19 protein-coding genes are annotated in these 17,620 nt (G+C 36.5%); all 19 read left to right on the top strand.

Annotation, left to right across the window (positions count from 1 at the left end):
* Nucleotides 1-83 precede the first annotated feature (83 nt).
* The 19 genes from AACZ49_RS05870 to AACZ49_RS05780 all read left to right on the top strand — a co-directional run bounded on the left by AACZ49_RS05870 (nt 84) and on the right by AACZ49_RS05780 (nt 17,428).
* Nucleotides 84-3,923 carry an efflux RND transporter permease subunit gene (locus AACZ49_RS05870; RefSeq protein WP_339652603.1) on the top strand — a complete coding sequence of 1,280 codons (3,840 nt, stop codon included), beginning with the start codon at nt 84-86 and terminating at the stop codon, nt 3,921-3,923.
* On the top strand, nt 3,916-5,181 hold the full coding sequence (locus tag AACZ49_RS05865) for a TolC family protein (protein ID WP_339652602.1): 1,266 nt from the start codon (nt 3,916-3,918) through the stop codon (nt 5,179-5,181). The genes AACZ49_RS05870 and AACZ49_RS05865 overlap by 8 nt, the downstream gene beginning before the upstream one ends.
* 10 nt (nt 5,182-5,191) lie before the next feature.
* The gene (locus AACZ49_RS05860; RefSeq protein WP_339652601.1) at nt 5,192-7,042 is read left to right on the top strand and encodes an efflux RND transporter periplasmic adaptor subunit; all 1,851 of its coding nucleotides are present in this window, start codon (nt 5,192-5,194) and stop codon (nt 7,040-7,042) included.
* 19 nt (nt 7,043-7,061) lie between these two features.
* Nucleotides 7,062-7,604, top strand: coding sequence for a DUF3347 domain-containing protein (locus AACZ49_RS05855; RefSeq protein ID WP_339652599.1), 543 nt, complete (start codon nt 7,062-7,064; stop codon nt 7,602-7,604).
* Nucleotides 7,605-7,841: 237 nt separating this feature from the next.
* On the top strand, nt 7,842-8,282 hold the full coding sequence (locus AACZ49_RS05850) for a hypothetical protein (RefSeq protein WP_339652597.1): 441 nt from the start codon (nt 7,842-7,844) through the stop codon (nt 8,280-8,282).
* 12 nt (nt 8,283-8,294) lie between these two features.
* Nucleotides 8,295-10,679 carry a multicopper oxidase domain-containing protein gene (locus AACZ49_RS05845; protein ID WP_339652596.1) on the top strand — a complete coding sequence of 795 codons (2,385 nt, stop codon included), beginning with the start codon at nt 8,295-8,297 and terminating at the stop codon, nt 10,677-10,679.
* Nucleotides 10,680-10,697: 18 nt separating this feature from the next.
* Nucleotides 10,698-10,880: an SHOCT domain-containing protein gene (locus tag AACZ49_RS05840; RefSeq protein ID WP_339652595.1), complete on the top strand. Its 183-nt coding sequence runs from the start codon at nt 10,698-10,700 to the stop codon at nt 10,878-10,880.
* A gap of 4 nt (nt 10,881-10,884) precedes the next feature.
* Entirely contained in the window at nt 10,885-11,271 is a 387-nt protein-coding gene (locus AACZ49_RS05835; protein ID WP_339652594.1) for a DUF302 domain-containing protein, read from the top strand.
* A gap of 73 nt (nt 11,272-11,344) precedes the next feature.
* A complete protein-coding gene (locus AACZ49_RS05830; RefSeq protein WP_339652592.1) occupies nt 11,345-12,019 on the top strand; it encodes a DUF3347 domain-containing protein in 675 nt (224 codons plus the stop codon).
* Nucleotide 12,020: 1 nt separating this feature from the next.
* Complete coding sequence (locus AACZ49_RS05825; RefSeq protein WP_339652591.1) at nt 12,021-12,473, top strand: heme-binding domain-containing protein; 453 nt, start codon at nt 12,021-12,023, stop codon at nt 12,471-12,473.
* 22 nt (nt 12,474-12,495) lie between these two features.
* Entirely contained in the window at nt 12,496-13,014 is a 519-nt protein-coding gene (locus tag AACZ49_RS05820; protein ID WP_099543566.1) for a DUF3347 domain-containing protein, read from the top strand.
* 142 nt (nt 13,015-13,156) lie between these two features.
* A complete protein-coding gene (locus tag AACZ49_RS05815; protein ID WP_339652590.1) occupies nt 13,157-13,684 on the top strand; it encodes a hypothetical protein in 528 nt (175 codons plus the stop codon).
* 187 nt (nt 13,685-13,871) lie between these two features.
* On the top strand, nt 13,872-14,009 hold the full coding sequence (locus AACZ49_RS05810; RefSeq protein ID WP_339652589.1) for a hypothetical protein: 138 nt from the start codon (nt 13,872-13,874) through the stop codon (nt 14,007-14,009).
* Nucleotides 14,010-14,043: 34 nt separating this feature from the next.
* Nucleotides 14,044-14,706, top strand: coding sequence for a class I SAM-dependent methyltransferase (locus AACZ49_RS05805; RefSeq protein WP_339652587.1), 663 nt, complete (start codon nt 14,044-14,046; stop codon nt 14,704-14,706).
* A 147-nt stretch (nt 14,707-14,853) separates the two neighbouring features.
* Complete coding sequence (locus AACZ49_RS05800) at nt 14,854-15,342, top strand: nuclear transport factor 2 family protein (RefSeq protein ID WP_339652585.1); 489 nt, start codon at nt 14,854-14,856, stop codon at nt 15,340-15,342.
* A gap of 18 nt (nt 15,343-15,360) precedes the next feature.
* Nucleotides 15,361-15,945 carry a DUF2911 domain-containing protein gene (locus AACZ49_RS05795; protein WP_339652584.1) on the top strand — a complete coding sequence of 195 codons (585 nt, stop codon included), beginning with the start codon at nt 15,361-15,363 and terminating at the stop codon, nt 15,943-15,945.
* 1 nt (nt 15,946) lies between these two features.
* Nucleotides 15,947-16,657 carry a PepSY domain-containing protein gene (locus AACZ49_RS05790; RefSeq protein WP_339652583.1) on the top strand — a complete coding sequence of 237 codons (711 nt, stop codon included), beginning with the start codon at nt 15,947-15,949 and terminating at the stop codon, nt 16,655-16,657.
* Nucleotides 16,658-16,678: 21 nt separating this feature from the next.
* On the top strand, nt 16,679-17,164 hold the full coding sequence (locus AACZ49_RS05785; RefSeq protein ID WP_339652582.1) for a DUF305 domain-containing protein: 486 nt from the start codon (nt 16,679-16,681) through the stop codon (nt 17,162-17,164).
* Nucleotides 17,165-17,299: 135 nt separating this feature from the next.
* Nucleotides 17,300-17,428, top strand: a complete 129-nt coding sequence (locus AACZ49_RS05780) for a hypothetical protein (protein WP_339652581.1) — start codon at nt 17,300-17,302, stop codon at nt 17,426-17,428.
* Nucleotides 17,429-17,620: the final 192 nt, after the last annotated feature.

Here is a 17,620-nt window from a genome sequence, read left to right as displayed (position 1 = left end):
AATGGATGCTTTTCCATTAGGGTAGCTTTATGTATTCGGTATTTTCTTTATACCAAAGTTTAATTGTTTAATTATCAAAATTTATGTTAAATAAAATTATCCGTTATTTTCTCGAAAATAAGCTAATAACATTTATATTACTCGCCGCATTTATTGTTGGAGGTTATGTAACCGCTCCGTTTAATTGGGAAAGCTCTTTAATAGAGAGAAACCCAGTACCTGTTGACGCCATTCCTGATATTGGTGAAAACCAACAAATCGTTTTCACCGAATGGATGGGGCAATCACCTCAGGATATAGAGGATCAAATAACCTATCCATTAACAACAGCATTACTTGGTATTCCAAACGTGAAAACCATACGTAGTAATTCAATATTTGGACTTTCTAGTATTTACATCATATTTGAAGATGACGTTGATTTTTACTGGAGTAGAACTAGAATTCTAGAAAAACTAAATTCTTTACCACCTGGTACAGTACCTAACGAGGTAACACCAGCACTTGGACCTGACGCCACAGCATTAGGGCAAGTATATTGGTATACTCTTGAAGGTAGAGATGCTAAAACGGGCAAACCAACTGGAGGTTGGGACCCCCAAGAATTGCGAACCATTCAAGATTTTTATGTGCGTTATTATTTAACCGCTGCCAGTGGTGTTGCCGAAGTAGCTTCCATTGGAGGCTTTTTAAAAGAGTACCAGATCGAAATAGATCCTGATGCTATGAAGGCCAACAACGTGGACGTTAAAATGATAATGAACGCTGTTCAAAACAGTAACCTAGATATTGGTGCCAGAACTTTAGAATTTAATAAAGTAGAATATTTAGTTCGCGGTCTAGGGTATATTAAAAATTTATCTGATTTAGAGGAGAGTGTTGTTACCGTTAGGGATAATGTTCCCATACGATTAAAAGATGTAGCCAAAATACAGTTTGGTCCAGCAGGTCGTAGAGGAGGCCTTGACAAAAGTGGTGTGGAAGCTGTAGGTGGAGTAGCTGTTGCACGCTATGGTGCCAACCCGCAAGCTGTAATTAAAAACCTAAAGGCTAAAATAGATGAAGTTGCTCCAGGATTACCGTCTAAAACACTAGAAGATGGCACAGTTTCCAAAGTAACTATTGTACCATTTTATGACCGTTCTGGTTTAATTCAGGAAACCATTGGAACTCTAGAACTAGCGCTCTCTCATGAAATACTGATTAGTATTTTGGTGGTAATCGTATTGGTTCTTAATCTTAGGGCTTCCATATTAATTTCGAGTATATTGCCCGTTGGCGTATTGATGACCTTTATACTAATGAAATATTTTGGCGTAGATGCCAATATTGTTGCCCTTTCGGGTATAGCCATTGCTATTGGTGTAATGATCGATGTGGGGATAGTTTTTACCGAAAATATAGTCAGGCATCTGGAAATGCCCGAAAATGAAGGCGTAAGAGGTAAAAAATTGGTGCAGGTCATTTATATTGCCACGGTGGAGGTTGCAGGAGCTGTAATTACGGCTCTTGCTACCACTGTTGTGAGTTTCTTACCAGTATTTGCAATGCAAGCCGCAGAAGGGAAGTTATTTAGTCCTTTGGCGTGGACCAAAACATTTGCGTTGATTTCAGCACTGTTCATTGGTATTATGTTTATTCCAGCCTTGGCAAAGGTTCTGTTTTCCATTAGAATTGATTCAAAGCGAACGAGTCGAATATTTAATGCAATCTTAATAAGTTTTGGATTTGTTTTCCTAATCGCTTACGGAAGCATTATTGCCATAGCCCTAATTGCCATTGGTATAAATAATCTATTGACACAAGTACCGGAAAAAACCTTTTTAAAAGGAAAATTAAAGCTTCCTTATTCCGAAAAAACAGCCAATTATGTCAATATAGCCATCGCAATTGTAATTTTAGTCTACTTACTGACTATAGAATGGATGCCTTTAGGAGTTGCTAACTCTACATTTGTCAATTTTATTTTTGTGATAATAGTAATAGGTGTTGTTTTGGGGGCATTAATGGCTGTAGTGTATTTTTACAAAAGCATTTTAACCTGGTGTTTAGATAATAAATGGAAATTTTTATTGATCCCCATTCTCTTGGTTTTCTTCGGAATGACCATTTGGTTAGGGTTTGGCAAAGTCCTTGGTTTTATGCCGGAATTCACTAAAAACAATGTGGTTTGGGAAAAACTGGACAAAGCTCTCCCTGGGTTGGGTAAAGAGTTTATGCCAGCCTTAAATGAAGGGTCATTCTTGCTAATGCCCACTACCATGCCACACTCTAGTATTTCTGAAAATATGGAAGTTATTGCAAGTATTGATAAACACGTCATGACCATCCCTGAAATCGGGTCTGCGGTAGGTAAATGGGGACGTGTAAACTCTGCTCTTGATCCTGCACCTACATCCATGTATGAAAACACCATAAATTACATTCCAGAATATATTCTTGATGAAGATGGACACAGAGAGCGTTTTAAAGTTAATAAAAACAACGCTTTTGTTTTAAAAGATGGTACCACCTATACATATGGTACTGACGAGTTTCGTAAAATAACGGAAGAAGAACTTATTCCAGATGATGACGGTGAAAACTTTAGGCAATGGCGAGAGCATATCCAAAAACCAGATGATATTTGGAATGAAATTGTTAAGCACGCCAAATTCCCGGGGTTAACATCAGCTCCAAAACTGCAACCTATCCAAACACGATTGATTATGTTGGCAACAGGTATGCGAGCACCAATGGGGATCAAAGTATTTGGACCCACCTTGGAGTCGATTGAAAAAGTTGGGTTTGAATTAGAAAACATTCTAAAGGAAGTACCAAGTGTTAATCCACCAACCGTGTTTGCAGATAGAGTTGTTGGTAAACCTTATTTAGAAATGAAGTTAAACCGTCAGGCCATGTCTAGATATGGACTATCCGTAAAAGATATGCAAATGCAACTCTCGGTAGCCATAGGTGGAAAACAACTAACTACAACAGTAGAAGGTAGAGAGCGCTTTCCAGTACGTGTACGTTATGCCAGGGAGTTTAGGGACAATCCAGATGATATTAAAAAGATATTGATCCCCACACCCGCAGGAGTTCAAGTAGAATTGGGTGAATTAGCTGATGTTACTTATGTTAGAGGACCACAAGTCATAAAAAGTGAAGATACCTTTTTAACAGGCTATGTTATATTTGATATGAAAGAAGGCTATGCTGAAACCAATGTGGTTGAAGATGCACAAGCCCTTATCAAACAGAAAATGGATAGTGGCGAATTTACATTACCAGCAGGTGTAACCTATCGTTTTACGGGAAATTACGAAAACCAGATAAGAGCATCAAAACGTTTAATGATCGTGGTGCCAATTTCTCTGATTGTAATTCTGTTAATTCTATATTTTCAGTTTAAATCAATGATTCCTTCACTGATGGTTTTCTCTGGTATCTTTGTAGCTTTCGCTGGTGGTTTTATCATGATTTGGTTATATGGACAGGAATGGTTCTTGAATTTTGATGTATTTGGGGTATATATGCGTGATTTGTTTCAGATGCACACCATAAACCTGAGCGTCGCCGTTTGGGTAGGTTTTATTGCCTTGTTCGGGATTGCAACTGATGATGGGGTAATTATGGGAACTTATCTAACCCAAGTATTTGATAAGAGACATCCAGAAACCGTTAAAGAAATTCGGGCTTCGGTAATTGAAGCAGGTTCAAAAAGGGTTCGTCCCGCAATGATGACCGCAGCGACTGCTATCATTGCTTTAATCCCTGTACTTACATCTAGTGGTAAAGGTTCCGATGTGGTTATCCCCATGGCAATCCCTTCATTTGGTGGTATGCTGTTACAGGTCATGACCATGTTTGTAGTACCTGTACTTTACAGTATGTGGAAAGAGAAAGGGTTAAAAAAACAATTAAAATCAAGTAATGCTTAAATTTATAATGATGACAGCGAATACTAAAACATACCTTTTCTTGAGCCTAGTTGTACTGTTTACAACAAGTATTTTCAGTCAAGAAAATTTAAATAACTATTTAGAAATAGCAGCCAATAATAACCCTGCTTTAAAGGCAAAGTTTTATGATTATATGGCTGCTATGGAAAAAGTACCTCAAGTTGGTACTTTACCAGATCCTACTTTTGCTTTTGGATATTTTATCCAGCCAGTAGAAACAAGGGTTGGACCGCAAAGAGCAACTTTTAATTTAGCACAAAGCTTTCCTTGGTTTGGCCTCTTGAGTGCACAGGAAGATGTTGCCACCGAATTGGCAAAAGCTAAATATGAAGACTTTGAAAACACAAAATCCAATATTTTCTTTGAAGTAAAAACAGCTTATTATAATTATTATTTTATTGAAAAGGCTATTGAAATAACAAAAGAGAATATCGAGATACTCGAGGTTTTTAAACGCCTATCATTAGTTAAAATTGAAGCTGGAACAGCCTCTATTGTTGATGAGTTGCGTGTGGAATTGGAGTTGAACGATCTGGAAAATCAATTAGCACTGTTTCTGGACACCAAGGATGCCTTACAGGTAAAATTCAATAACCTATTGGATATAGATGATAGTTCTGAAATTATCGTTCCGGAAGTCTTGTGGCAGGAAGAAATTCCTTTAGATCAATTAAGTATGCTCGATGAAATTTATGCGTCAAACCATCAAATAAAAGGCATAGAACATAAATTGAATGCCTTTTTAAATCAGGAAATTGTAGCTAAAAAACAAGGTTTACCAAAATTCAAAATAGGACTTGGTTATACCATTGTTAGTGAAAATGCTGGATCTTCGGTTTCAGATAATGGTAAAGATGCTTTCTTGTTTCCATCGGTAGGTGTTACTATTCCTTTATATCGAAAAAAATATAAAGCCTTGATTAAGGAAGCACAGTTTAGGCAAGAAGCCGAAATTTCCAGAAAAGAGGACAAAAAGAACACCTTGAGTTCGTTGTATGAAAACACGTATAAGGATTTTAACGATGGCGACCGTCGTATTGCATTAAACCTAACACAGTCGGAAATTGCCAAAAAAGTATTGGATATATTAATTGTGTCGTACTCTACAAACTCTAAAGACTTTGAAGAAGTATTGCGGATAGAACGCCAATTACTTAAATACAAATTAGAACATCAAAAAGCATTAACCGATAAAAATGCCGCAGCCGCATTTATGGATTATTTAATAGGACAATAAAATGAATATCATGGAAAAATATAAAAAATATATCATAGCAGCCGGTATTTTAATACTCGGAATTATTTTAGGAAATGTGTTTTCTGGTGGAGACTCAGAAACTACACATGCGGAAGGGGAACACAATTATGTTCAAGACCCTGTAACACAATTATGGACTTGCTCTATGCATCCACAAATAAAGATGGAAGAACCTGGGAATTGCCCAATTTGTGGTATGGAACTTATTCCAATGGAATCATCTGATGATTCTTCAGAAAACATTGCAGCCAATGAAATTGTAATGAATGAAGAAGCCTATCAATTAGCAAATATACAGACTACAATAGTTGAAAAGGCAAGTGCCGACAAAGAGATACGATTGTTAGGTCGTGTAAAACCGGATGAACGTAGATTGTATTCTCAAGTGTCTCATATTCCGGGTCGTATAGAACGATTGTACGTTAATTTTACAGGTGAAAAAGTATATACTGGTCAAAAAATAGTACGTATTTATTCCCCAGAACTGATTTCTGCCCAAAAAGAGCTTTTTGAAGCTATTAAGTCTAAAGATATTTACCCGCAACTTTATACAGCATCACGCAATAAATTAAAACTATGGAAGCTGTCCGATAAGCAAATTGATGCCATTGAAGCAACTGGGAATGTGCAGGAACAAATCGATATTTTGTCCGATCATACAGGCTATGTCATGAATAGAAATGTTGAGCTTGGAGACTATATCAAGGCTGGAGGTAACTTATTTGATATTGCCAATCTAAGCTCTGTTTGGGTGATGTTTGAAGCCTATGAAGCCGATATTCCATGGATACACATTAACGATAAGGTAAGCTTCAACATACAAGCTATCTCTGGTAAAACCTTTGAAGGTAAAATCACCTATGTCGATCCTTTTGTATCATCCAATACACGAGTTGCCAAAGTACGTGTTGAAGTAAATAATCCTGGTAACAAACTCCTGCCGGAAATGTATGCCAGTGGTATTATTAAAGCAAAAATGAAAGGCATGGAAAATACCATTGTTATACCAAAAACAGCAGTACTTTGGACCGGAAAACGTGCTGTGGTTTACGTAAAAGTGCCACACGAAAAAACCATTTCGTTCGTTTATAGGGAAATAGAACTGGGGCAGGATATGGGCCAGTTTTATAGTGTTGCTGACGGCTTGGAAGAAGGTGAAGTTGTTGCCACAAATGGTGTGTTCAGAATTGATGCTTCTGCACAACTATTGGGGCAAAAAAGCATGATGAATCCTGAGGGTGGAAAGGTAAATACTGGTCATAACCATGGTGGAATGAAAATGGATAATGGTGAGAGCGAAGATGGTGTCGATCATTCTCAAATGGATATGAGCAATACTACAATGGAAGCTGAAACAGATCATACTGATATGAACCAGCGAATAATAACAACAGATACATTTAAAGGTCAATTAGAAGAGGTATTCAACGCTTACATTAAATTAAAGGATGCTTTTGTAAGTGATGATAGCGGTGCAGTCAGTACATTGACTAAAACATTGCTGAGTGCCATGAAAAAGGTGGACATGAAGCAATTAACAGACCATAATGCACATAACCATTGGATGACCATATCCAAAGAGATTACAGAGTCTGCTACCTCTATCTCAAAAATTTCGGATATAGAAAAACAGCGCGGTCATTTTAAACATTTATCGGCACATTTATCTAAAGGCGTAAAGTTATTTGGTGTTAACCAAAAGGTCTATGAACAATTTTGTCCTATGGCCGATAATAATAAGGGAGCCTATTGGTTAAGCCTTAAAGAGAAAATACAAAATCCATATTATGGTAGCAAAATGTTAGGATGTGGAGACAATAAACTGGTAATTATAAAATAAAATTTAAACACAAAAACACATGAAAAATTTAAAATCAATAGCAACTATAGCTTTAATAGTAAGCGTATTAAATTTCACATATGCTCAACATAATCATGGCAATATGAAAATGAATAAAGACAATCATACCATGATGGATCATAGTGATAATATGGTAAAGTTGAATGACAAAAACCTAACCATGGCATATACGCATTATACAATGATTAATAAGGCTCTTGTTGATGCCAATTCCGAAAAAGTACAAAAGGCTTCAAAGATGCTTGTTGGAAATTTAAAAAAGTATGGTAAAGCGGAAGAAGCCTTAAAGGCAGCCATGGAAATGGCATCAAAATCCAATGTCATGGAGCAACGTATTGAGTTTGGAAAACTTACAACGGCATTTGAACCTTTTTTAAAAGACAATGTTGTTAAAGGCGAAATCTATAAAACATTTTGCCCAATGGCTAATAGTGGAGAAGGTTCATACTGGTTTTCCAATTCCAGTAACATTGTAAACCCTTATATGGATAAAGCCATGGTGAGCTGTGGTAGTGTTAAAGACACCTTTAAGTCTATGTAAATGCAGCATTTTGGTTTAAAAAATTAAAACGTATTGTGAGTTTAACGGAAGTAAAAAATCAGAAAAGGTATGTTTGATAAGACATCTTACTTGCTAGTCAATATATTTCTGGAATACCCTAAAAGTTACTAATGTGATATCATTATCTATTCAATTCTTTTGAGTTGAAAAAGGCTTTTAATAATTGGTGTGAATTAACGGAAGAGCTCTAAATACAAAAAAATAAAAAAAACAAAGATGAAAACAATAAAAAACAAAACAAAGCAATTATCCATAATTGCTGTATTGGCAATCAGTTTGGTTGCCTGTAATTCAAAAACAGAAAAAAAAGAAGTTAAGGAACAAGCTGTTGCCACTACCGAAGTTAAAGTCGAAGATACACAACAAAATTACCAAGTCGGTTCACAAGTTCCCAATGAGTTGGTGTGTATGGTAAATAATGCGTATATGGGTATGCCTCAAATAGCAGTGCCAGTGAATGGTAAAACGTATTATGGTTGTTGTGACATGTGTGTAGGTAAGTTGAATAACGAAGAAACTGCCAGAACTGGTATAGACCCTTATAGTAATAAGCCTGTTGACAAAACAGAAGCCTACATTGTATTGATGAAAAAAGAAGGGGAAGTGGCTTATTTTGAATCAGAAGAAAATTATAAGAATTATAAAACAAAATCATAAAACAGTAACACAATGAAAAATCTTGTTTACCTAGTTGGGTTATTACTCATAAGTACAAGTATAATAGCCCAAACAGAAAAATCTGTTGAAGGAAATGTTGATAACCTTCCGGTTAGAGAATACACCATTACAATCAATGAAGCTATTGTAAACAAAGCCGGAAAAGAAGTTAAGGGCATGACCATCAATGGCAGTATCCCAGGACCTGTCCTTGAATTCACCGAAGGCGAATATGCCGTTATTTACGTGAAAAATGAGATGAGTGTGGAGACATCCATCCACTGGCACGGACTCTTATTACCTAATTTTTATGATGGTGTACCCTATTTAAACACGCCACCTATTGAGCCTGGTCATACACTTAAATATGAATTTGCATTAAAGCAATCCGGCACGTATTGGTATCATTCACACACGCTCTTACAAGAGCAAAGTGGTGTTTTCGGATCTTTTATTATCCATCCAAAGAAAAAAACATTGGAGTATGATAAAGAACTGGTATTGATGTTGTCCGATTGGACCAATGAAAACCCAATGAATGTACTACGAAACTTAAAGCGAAGAAACGAATGGTATGGTATTAGAAAAGGAACCGCTACACCACTAAACCAAGTCATTTCGAGAGGTGCTTTAGGGGCTCAACTCAATTTTTGGAGACAGCGTATGGAAGGCGCCGATATTGCCGACGTATATTATCCAGCCTTTTTAGTCAACGGTGAAGAATCAATTGAATATCCTGAATTTAAACCAGGAGAAAAAGTACGATTACGTATTATCAATGGTGGTGCTTCCACCTCGTTTTGGATGACCTTTGGTGGTAAAGACCCACTATTGATATCGGCAGATGGCATCGATGTAGAACCTGTTAAAAAGAACAAAACCTTTATTGGTATTGCAGAAACTTACGATTATATAGTCACTATTCCTCAAGAAGGTAAAGTGGAGTTTAAAATCATGGCACAAGATGGTTCTGGAACGGCTTCGGCATTTTTTGGTAATGGAAAAATACTTGCTGCCAAAACCCTTCCAAGACCTGATAAGATCGGCATGATGAAAGAAATGGCTAAAATGGACATGAAAATGGGAGCGCACGCCCTAAAGTATCGTCCAAGTAAAGATGAGCGTTTTCAAATGAAGGATGAGTATGGCATGCAGATGAAAGGCGACGCTATGGGAGCTATGAAGCAGGAGGGTTCCAAAATGGTCCATTCAAAAATGAAAATGGATAACATGAAAATGCAAGACCCTAAAATGGATCACTCAAAAATGAAGATGGATGGCATGAAAATGCAAGATCCTAAAATGGATCATTCAAAAATGAAGATGAATAACATGAAAACGGAAGACCAAAAAATAGGTGACACGAATGAAATGGGTGGTATGGATTTGTTTTCAGAATACAATTATGACTTCTTGAAATCACCAGAAAAGACAGCCTATGGCAAAGATGTTCCCGTAAAGGAAATTTTACTAAACCTCACAGGAAATATGCAAAGGTACATCTGGAGTATGAACGGTGTACCGTTATCTGAAACCGATAACATAAAAATTGAAGGCGACCAAGTTACCAGAATAACACTCAATAACCTGACAATGATGCACCATCCCATGCATTTGCACGGTCACTTTTTTAGGGTATTGAATGAGAATGGTGAATATTCTCCATTAAAGCATACGGTAAATGTACCACCAATGCAGGCCGTAACCATTGAATTTTATGGCAATGAATACGGCGATTGGTTTTTCCATTGCCATATTTTATATCATTTAATGGGAGGAATGGCACGCGTGATGAGCTACGACACGCCACCCGATGCTCGTATGAAAGAATTTCCGGCATCCATAGCCGTGGCAGAAACCGATCTTTTTTATTCTTGGGGTATGGTAGATGCTTCGTCCCAAAATACGACCATGAATCTGGTGGCGTCTAACTTGAGAAACCAATTCAATGCAACGGTGGAATATGGCTATAACGAAAACCTGGAGGCAGAATTTACCTATGAAAGATATTTACACGATTATTTAAGAGTGTTTGGTGGTGTGAATATTGAAAATGAAATTGAGGATAGCTTTAATGAATTTAAAACGGTTGCCGTTGCTGGTATAAGGTTTTTGACGCCCTATTTGTTTAACCTTGATGCAAGGATTGATAGCGACTTAAGACCAAGGGTAGGAATTGGAAGAAACTTGATGTTGTTTCCTAAATTCTCGGTGTTTGGATACTATGAATACCAACTGGATTTTGGTTGGGTAAATTCCTTACCTACAGGCATTAATAGTGAATCTGAAACCGTTTGGAGTGCAGGAGCCGAATATTTCCTTTCCAGAAATGTATCGTTAGTGGGAAGTTATGACAACCGTTTTGGTGGTGGTGGCGGACTTTCAATACGATTTTAACAATAAAAACAGAATGGTATGATGTACGCTTGGATAATTTTAGTAATTGCAATAATTATTGGGCTTTGGTATTTTTCATCAGGGAGAGTACAACCGAAGCATGAAAATCCTTTGGATATTCTAAAAGAAAGATATGCCAAGGGAGAAATCACCAAGGAAGAATATGAAGAAAGAAAACGAGTCATTAATTCAAAAAAATAAAAACATGAACTATTATTTCAACAAAACCATCAATGGAACTTTTGAAGAGGTTATCGATAGAGTCACTCAAGCATTAAAAGAAGAAGGCTTTGGTATCCTAACAGAGATTGATATCAAGGAAACATTAAAAAAGAAACTGGATGTCGATTTCAAGAAGTATAGAATTTTAGGAGCGTGTAATCCGCCTTATGCCCATAAAGCTTTGCTTGCAGAAGATAAAGTTGGCACCATGCTGCCTTGCAATGTAATAGTGCAAGAAGTTGCAGCAAGAGTCATTGAAGTTGCAGCTGTTAACCCTATGTCTTCAATGCAAGCAGTAGATAATGATGCGTTAAAGGGAATCGCCCAAGAGATAACCCTAAAGTTGGAAAATGTAATTGAAAAACTTTAGGCAGATAACATTATCTTAATAATCAAAACAAAAAATAATTCAAATTAATATTAACATTAAAAACACTAAAACAATGAAAAACTTAAAAGTAACAACAGTAATTCTGGCAATGGCTTTTATAGGTCTAACAGCAATATCCTGTAAAGATGCAAAAAAAGAAAACACGAATGAAGAGGGGTCTCAAATGGAAGCCAGTCACGATAACAGTGACGGACACCATGATAAAGAAGCCATGCACGATAATAGTGACGGACATCATGATGAAGATAGCGATTCTTCTACGGACCATACAAGAGATATAGAAGCAAATACTCAAAAAAATACGGCAACTACACCAATTATAGATGCCTATATTCAAATTAAAAACGCTTTAACAACAGACAATAAAAACGAAGCTGCAAAAGGAGGAACAGCGTTAGTTGCAGCCTTTTCAAAGTTTGATATGAGCAATTTAACCGGAGAAACGCACAAAGAATACATGGAAATTTTAGAAAGTGCCAAAGAGCATGCCGAGCATATTGTAAAAAGCCCAATAGATCATCAAAGGGAACATTTTGAAGTATTGAGCACAGATATAAATGATTTGGTAGCTTTATTAGGAACTGAAAAAACATTGTACCAAGATTCTTGTCCAATGGCAAATAATGGTAAAGGAGCCATCTGGTTGAGTGAGGTTGAAGAAATCAAGAACCCTTATATGGGAATCAAAATGCCAACGTGTGGCACAATACAAAAGCAGATAAATTAAAATGAAGGTTGTTAAAAAAATAGCCCTTGTATTATTGGTGGCGTTTGTGGGAATACAATTTATTCCCACAGAACGCAACCAAAGTGATTCTGTGCCTTCCACCGATTTTATGTTGGTCAATAATGTTCCAGAGAACATTCAAAAAAAGTTACAGGTATCCTGCTATGATTGTCACAGCAACAATACCGACTATCCTTGGTACAACAAGGTACAACCGGTTGCGTGGTACTTGGAAGACCATGTGGAGCATGGCAAGGAAGAATTGAATTTTAATGAATGGGATTCCTATTCATCACGAAGAAAGAATAGCAAGTTAAAATCCATTATAAGTCAAATCGAGGATGATGAAATGCCCCTTAAATCATACACCCTCATCCATAGGGATGCAAGACTTTCGGACAACGAAAAGAAAATCGTTTTGGATTGGGTATCAAAATTAAAGGACAGTCTATAAAAATATTTTAAAAAGGATAACAATGAGGAATTTGAAAAACGGGGTTACAGCCCTACTGTTACTGACCCTTACTTTTTCTTACGCACAGGAAAAGATAAAGTTGAACCATGACCATAGCAAAATGGAAATGAAGCAAACCCCACTTGAGTTCAGCAATGAAAATGTGGCCAATGCCTACGAACATTATGAGCACGTAAAAAATGATCTGGTCGGTTCAAATCCGGGAGATGCCCAAAAGGGAGCGGAGATGTTGAACGAAGCACTTGGTAAAGTTGAAGGTGCCGATGCCGCTTTATCGGCATCACAAAAGATAGCCACTACGGATAATTTAAAGGTACAGCGAAAAGCATTTTCAGAACTGAGCACTGAAATGGAAGCTCTTTTAAGAGGAAAAATAACGTCGGGTAAACTGTATAAGGATTTTTGTCCCATGGCCTTGAATGGGGGCGCCTATTGGTTATCGTCAATTGAGGATATCCGTAATCCTTATTACGGCGCCCAAATGCTCAGTTGCGGAAAAGTGACGGAGGTAATCGAATAATAAAAGCCTGTTATGGGAAGGGGCGATTTAGTTTGGTTAGTTGGTTAACCCCTTCCCTTTCAGGTAATATGCAATTGGTGTTGACCAAAGAATTGAAGGCCAATTTTAGTGATCTTAAAAAAGTAGTCTAAGTAGAAAATAAATGGAAGAATTAAGCCCCGGTATTTTCGTTGTCCCTACCATAGCGTTGACTTTGGTCATTTTGGGCTATTTGTACTTTGCGAAACGGGTAAAAGACAGAGGGGAATATAGGAGGTTTGTGTTTGCAGTGGCAGTTACGTCTTTTGTATTGAATTTTGTATGGGAGCTGGTGCAAGGCCCATTATACGAAGGGTTCGAATATGATTTAAAACATATTTCCTTTTGTGCTTTGGCATCTGTCGCCGACATGTTGATGGTATTTATTCTACTTTTTGCATTCGGACTGATTTATAAAAACGTGTTTTGGATCAAAAGTATGGATGTGAACAAAGTATTGCTTTTAATGTTTGTCGGATTTTCTGGGGCCATACTGGCAGAAGTTTTACATACCCTTCGGGGCGATTGGTCATACGCTTACACAATGCCGTTACTACCGGTAGTGGATGTGGGGATTTCGCCGGTAATACAGTTTACAATTTTACCATGGCTGATTTTTATGATTGGTGATAAATATAAAAAAGGAAATTAAGATACAAAGGTAAAGTTCTGGGCGGGCTTGGGGAGTGTTTTTTATTTGGTTAATTATCTAGTGTTTCCCATTTCTGTCCAGACAATAGTATTAATGGTCAAAGTCCTGTTATGGGAAGGGAATATGTAGTTAATGGTTAGTGTTTAATGCCCTTCCCTTGACAGGCACAATTAAGATAAATAAGCCCATGAAAGATTGTTGTAAAGATTGTGGAGAGAAAAAGAAAGGGAGACCTAAGCATAAGAAATGGTTTAGTTATTTGCTCTATATCATCATTGGAGCTATTGTACTCTGGGCACTGGTCTTACAGATCAGTAACGATTAATTAAAATAGGAAATGAATTACCAAACCGATTAACATGGTAAATAAAAAGGACAAAGAATTTATTCCCGCTTTGGGGTATGACTGGTTGACCAAGTTTTATGACCTGGCTATTAGGGTTACCATGCCGGAGAAGAAATTTAGAAATAACTTGATTGATTTCCTAAACCCCCAAGATGGCGAGCAAATTCTTGAGTTTGGATTCGGTACAGGACAGAATTTAATTATTGCCAATAACCGAAATAGAAACACGTATTATAGCGGTTTGGATATTGACCCGAAGGTCAAATATATCGCGGAAAAGAAGTTTGCTGAAAATGATATCGCTATCAAACTTGATCTTTATGCGGGAGGTCTTTTTCCATATCCGAATAATACATATGATAAGGTATTTAGCTCATTGGTGTTTCATCAGCTGGATAAGAACACAAAGATTTCTTGTTTAAATGAAATCAAGAGAGTGCTAAAACCTGATGGAGATTTGATTATCGGGGATTGGGGAAAGCCCAAATCCAAACTTATGAGATTACTGTTTTATTCGGTACAAATTCTTGATGGGTTTGCGACCACTACCGACAACGTAAAAGGACTTATACCGGATTACATGGTTGAAGCAGGGTTTGAAGACGTTGAAGAATCAAGCTATACAAACACTAAAATTGGAAGCTATTGTTATTACACAGCCAAAAAAATAGGTTAATACATTATTCTCTAAGAGGTTTAAATTTCTAGAATAATATGGAAAACTTAAATGATATAGCGTATAGTAAGACTAGAGGTGATTTTAATGATCCTTTTATTCGGAACATCAATAAGATGAAAACAACAACAATAGATAAATTATAAAATGAAAAACTTTAAAAGACTCTTTTTACTCCTTTTTGCGATTCTGATTTTCGCAAGTGGAAATGCACAGGAAAAAACCATTACATCCGAGAAAGAAGCAGTGGTATTAATACTAAAAAAATACAAGGATGCGCTACACAACCTGACTGCGGAGGGTACATTTGATCTTTTTACAGATGATTCCAACGTATTCGAACAAGGTGGTGTTGAAGGCACTTATAAGAATTATATAGCGCATCATTTAGGACCTGAACTTGGTCATTTTGAAAAATTTGATTTTTCCGACTATACCATAGAAACGGAAGTTAGCTCGCCCTATGCCTTTACCACTGAAACATATGTTTATACAATAGTTTTAAAACCAAAAGATGGGAAAGAGGCGAGAACAATACATAAAAAAGGTGTTGCAACCTCTGTGTTAAAGAAAATAAACGGTGAATGGAAAATTATTAAAACCCATTCTTCTTCTAGAAATGTTAAAAGTAAATAACCAATAAAATCAAAACAGATGAAAAACAACAAAATAGTACTGATTCTTTTAGCATTCGTTTTAGCAGCAAGCTGTAAAGAAGAGAAGAAAAAGGCAGAAGCCAACCACGAAGATCAAATAAAGACAGAGAAAGTGTCTACTGAAAAGAAAAAACTAAGTCCCCACACCAGTACAATGGCTATGGTTAGTGGTGCACACATTCATATAGATTATTCATCCCCGGGGGTTCGCAACAGAATCATATTTGGAGGATTACTTCCATATGATGCTGTTTGGCAGGCAGGTGCACATATGGCAACTTGGATGGAAACTAACAAAGATTTAAGCATTGATGGAAAAGAATTGAAAGCTGGCAAATACGGATTCTTTGTAATCCCTAATGAGGAAGAATGGACAATCATTTTCAATACCAATTGGGATCAACATGGTAAAGATGAATATGATGAGAAAGATGATGTATTACGATTCAAAGTAATTCCTAAAATATCCGGAGATATTCAGGAACATTTAGAGTATAAGATAATAAAAACTACCGGTACATCAGGAACAATTGGTTTAAGTTGGGAGAAGGTCGTTGTTGAATTTCCATTTGAAGTAAAATAGAATGGTTGAAAGAAAGACGGCATTAAAAATTAGAAAAGCACATCGCTATTTGGGAATCTTTTTAGGTGTTCAATTTTTGATGTGGACCATTAGCGGCATGTATTTCAGTTGGACGGATATCGATGAGATACACGGCGACCAATTTAAAAAAGAAAATCCTGAACAAGTTGCATTTAAGAACTTGCTCGGTACATCTGAGTTCGGAAATGAACTAAATATAAAATCTTTAGAGCTATTAGAAATTAATAACACGCCTTATTTTTGGATAAATGAAGAACAACTATACGATGCTATTACAGGAACAAAAAAGAAAGGAATTACCGAACAAGAGGCAATTAAAGTAGCAGAGCGTTATATGTTGCCTAATTTAGAATTTGATCAAATACAAAGGATTGAAACGGTAGGTGATCATCACGAATATCGCGGAAGACCTTTGCCAGCTTATGAGATTTCATATAAAACCGATGAAAATCTAAAAGCTTACGTGGCAATTAAGAATGGAGCCTTTCAAACAGTACGTCATCGCGATTGGCGCTGGTTTGACTTTCTCTGGATGACGCATACGATGGACTATCAAGGGCGAGACAATTTTAATACAATAGTTCTAAGAGCTTTTTCGCTTTTAGGCTTAATAACAGTTCTCAGCGGGTTTTTACTTTGGTATACAAGTTCGCCTACTGTTAAAAAAATAATTAAAAATAAACGTAAATAATTAACACTAAAATCAACTACTATGGAACATAAAAATGACAATAAAGGAATGAGCCAATACACCAAGTTTTTCTTAATGTTAGGAGCATCATTTATAGCAATGTATATTACAATGTATTTAAATACGTATGAGTTTGACCACGTAAGGTTTAGTCTTACAAGATTTTATATGGTTTGTCTAGGTATTTCTACAATGGCTGTAATAATGCTTCTTTTTATGCTCAATATGTATAAAAATAAGAAGAAAAATATCGCCATTTTAGTAGGGAGCGCCGTATTGTTTCTCGGTGCATTGGGATTAGTACGCGAGCAGAAGTCTACTGTTGGGGACATACTTTGGATGAAAGCGATGATACCACACCACTCAATAGCAATATTGACAAGTGAGCGCGCAGATATTAAAGACCCAGATGTTAAAAAACTTGCAGAGGAAATCATTAAAGCACAACGCAAGGAGATTACTGAGATGAATGCGATGATTTCTCAACTACAAAAGGATGAAAATTGATTATAAATGGTTGTTGGTCTAGTGAGAAACCATTTGTAAGGTAACGGACTTCCAGAATTAAGAACCAGAAAATATCTAGTTAAAGTCAAAAAAATACTGGAAGGTAGGGAGGGAGAACGATAAAAATTTTAAAAGATGGAAATAAATGTAAATACATCAAAAGGCATTCTTACCAAAAAGGATAGTTTATATATCATCATTTCCATTATGGCTTTATTTGTCTTCAACATGCTAGTAGTGGCAATAATTATGGCTCTTTCTTGAATGATGTGATTGTAACATAAATAACTACAGTCAATCATACTTGAAATCGGTCTACCGAAAATAGAAATGTGAAATAGGTGTAATCTGGGAAAATAGCATATCGAAAACCAATTTTTAAACCATCGAACTAAAATGAGCTCTCGGTCCAAATAGAGCTGGAAGTAATAGGACTCGTATATGGTAAAATGACAA

The organism is uncultured Maribacter sp. (genome assembly GCF_963975365.1).
In the GTDB taxonomy this organism is placed as follows: domain Bacteria; phylum Bacteroidota; class Bacteroidia; order Flavobacteriales; family Flavobacteriaceae; genus Maribacter.
This window is presented reverse-complemented; position numbering and strand designations above follow the sequence as displayed.

Coding starts and splice junctions, on each gene's coding strand:
- AACZ49_RS05840 (WP_339652595.1), top strand. CDS start 10,698: ATGATGTACGCTTGGATAATTTTAGTAATTGCAATAATTATTGGGCTT.
- AACZ49_RS05800 (WP_339652585.1), top strand. CDS start 14,854: ATGAAAAACTTTAAAAGACTCTTTTTACTCCTTTTTGCGATTCTGATT.
- AACZ49_RS05785 (WP_339652582.1), top strand. CDS start 16,679: ATGGAACATAAAAATGACAATAAAGGAATGAGCCAATACACCAAGTTT.
- AACZ49_RS05830 (WP_339652592.1), top strand. CDS start 11,345: ATGAAAAACTTAAAAGTAACAACAGTAATTCTGGCAATGGCTTTTATA.
- AACZ49_RS05780 (WP_339652581.1), top strand. CDS start 17,300: ATGGAAATAAATGTAAATACATCAAAAGGCATTCTTACCAAAAAGGAT.
- AACZ49_RS05835 (WP_339652594.1), top strand. CDS start 10,885: ATGAACTATTATTTCAACAAAACCATCAATGGAACTTTTGAAGAGGTT.
- AACZ49_RS05850 (WP_339652597.1), top strand. CDS start 7,842: ATGAAAACAATAAAAAACAAAACAAAGCAATTATCCATAATTGCTGTA.
- AACZ49_RS05820 (WP_099543566.1), top strand. CDS start 12,496: ATGAGGAATTTGAAAAACGGGGTTACAGCCCTACTGTTACTGACCCTT.
- AACZ49_RS05870 (WP_339652603.1), top strand. CDS start 84: ATGTTAAATAAAATTATCCGTTATTTTCTCGAAAATAAGCTAATAACA.
- AACZ49_RS05860 (WP_339652601.1), top strand. CDS start 5,192: ATGGAAAAATATAAAAAATATATCATAGCAGCCGGTATTTTAATACTC.
- AACZ49_RS05795 (WP_339652584.1), top strand. CDS start 15,361: ATGAAAAACAACAAAATAGTACTGATTCTTTTAGCATTCGTTTTAGCA.
- AACZ49_RS05845 (WP_339652596.1), top strand. CDS start 8,295: ATGAAAAATCTTGTTTACCTAGTTGGGTTATTACTCATAAGTACAAGT.
- AACZ49_RS05790 (WP_339652583.1), top strand. CDS start 15,947: ATGGTTGAAAGAAAGACGGCATTAAAAATTAGAAAAGCACATCGCTAT.
- AACZ49_RS05815 (WP_339652590.1), top strand. CDS start 13,157: ATGGAAGAATTAAGCCCCGGTATTTTCGTTGTCCCTACCATAGCGTTG.
- AACZ49_RS05855 (WP_339652599.1), top strand. CDS start 7,062: ATGAAAAATTTAAAATCAATAGCAACTATAGCTTTAATAGTAAGCGTA.
- AACZ49_RS05825 (WP_339652591.1), top strand. CDS start 12,021: ATGAAGGTTGTTAAAAAAATAGCCCTTGTATTATTGGTGGCGTTTGTG.
- AACZ49_RS05865 (WP_339652602.1), top strand. CDS start 3,916: ATGCTTAAATTTATAATGATGACAGCGAATACTAAAACATACCTTTTC.
- AACZ49_RS05805 (WP_339652587.1), top strand. CDS start 14,044: ATGGTAAATAAAAAGGACAAAGAATTTATTCCCGCTTTGGGGTATGAC.
- AACZ49_RS05810 (WP_339652589.1), top strand. CDS start 13,872: ATGAAAGATTGTTGTAAAGATTGTGGAGAGAAAAAGAAAGGGAGACCT.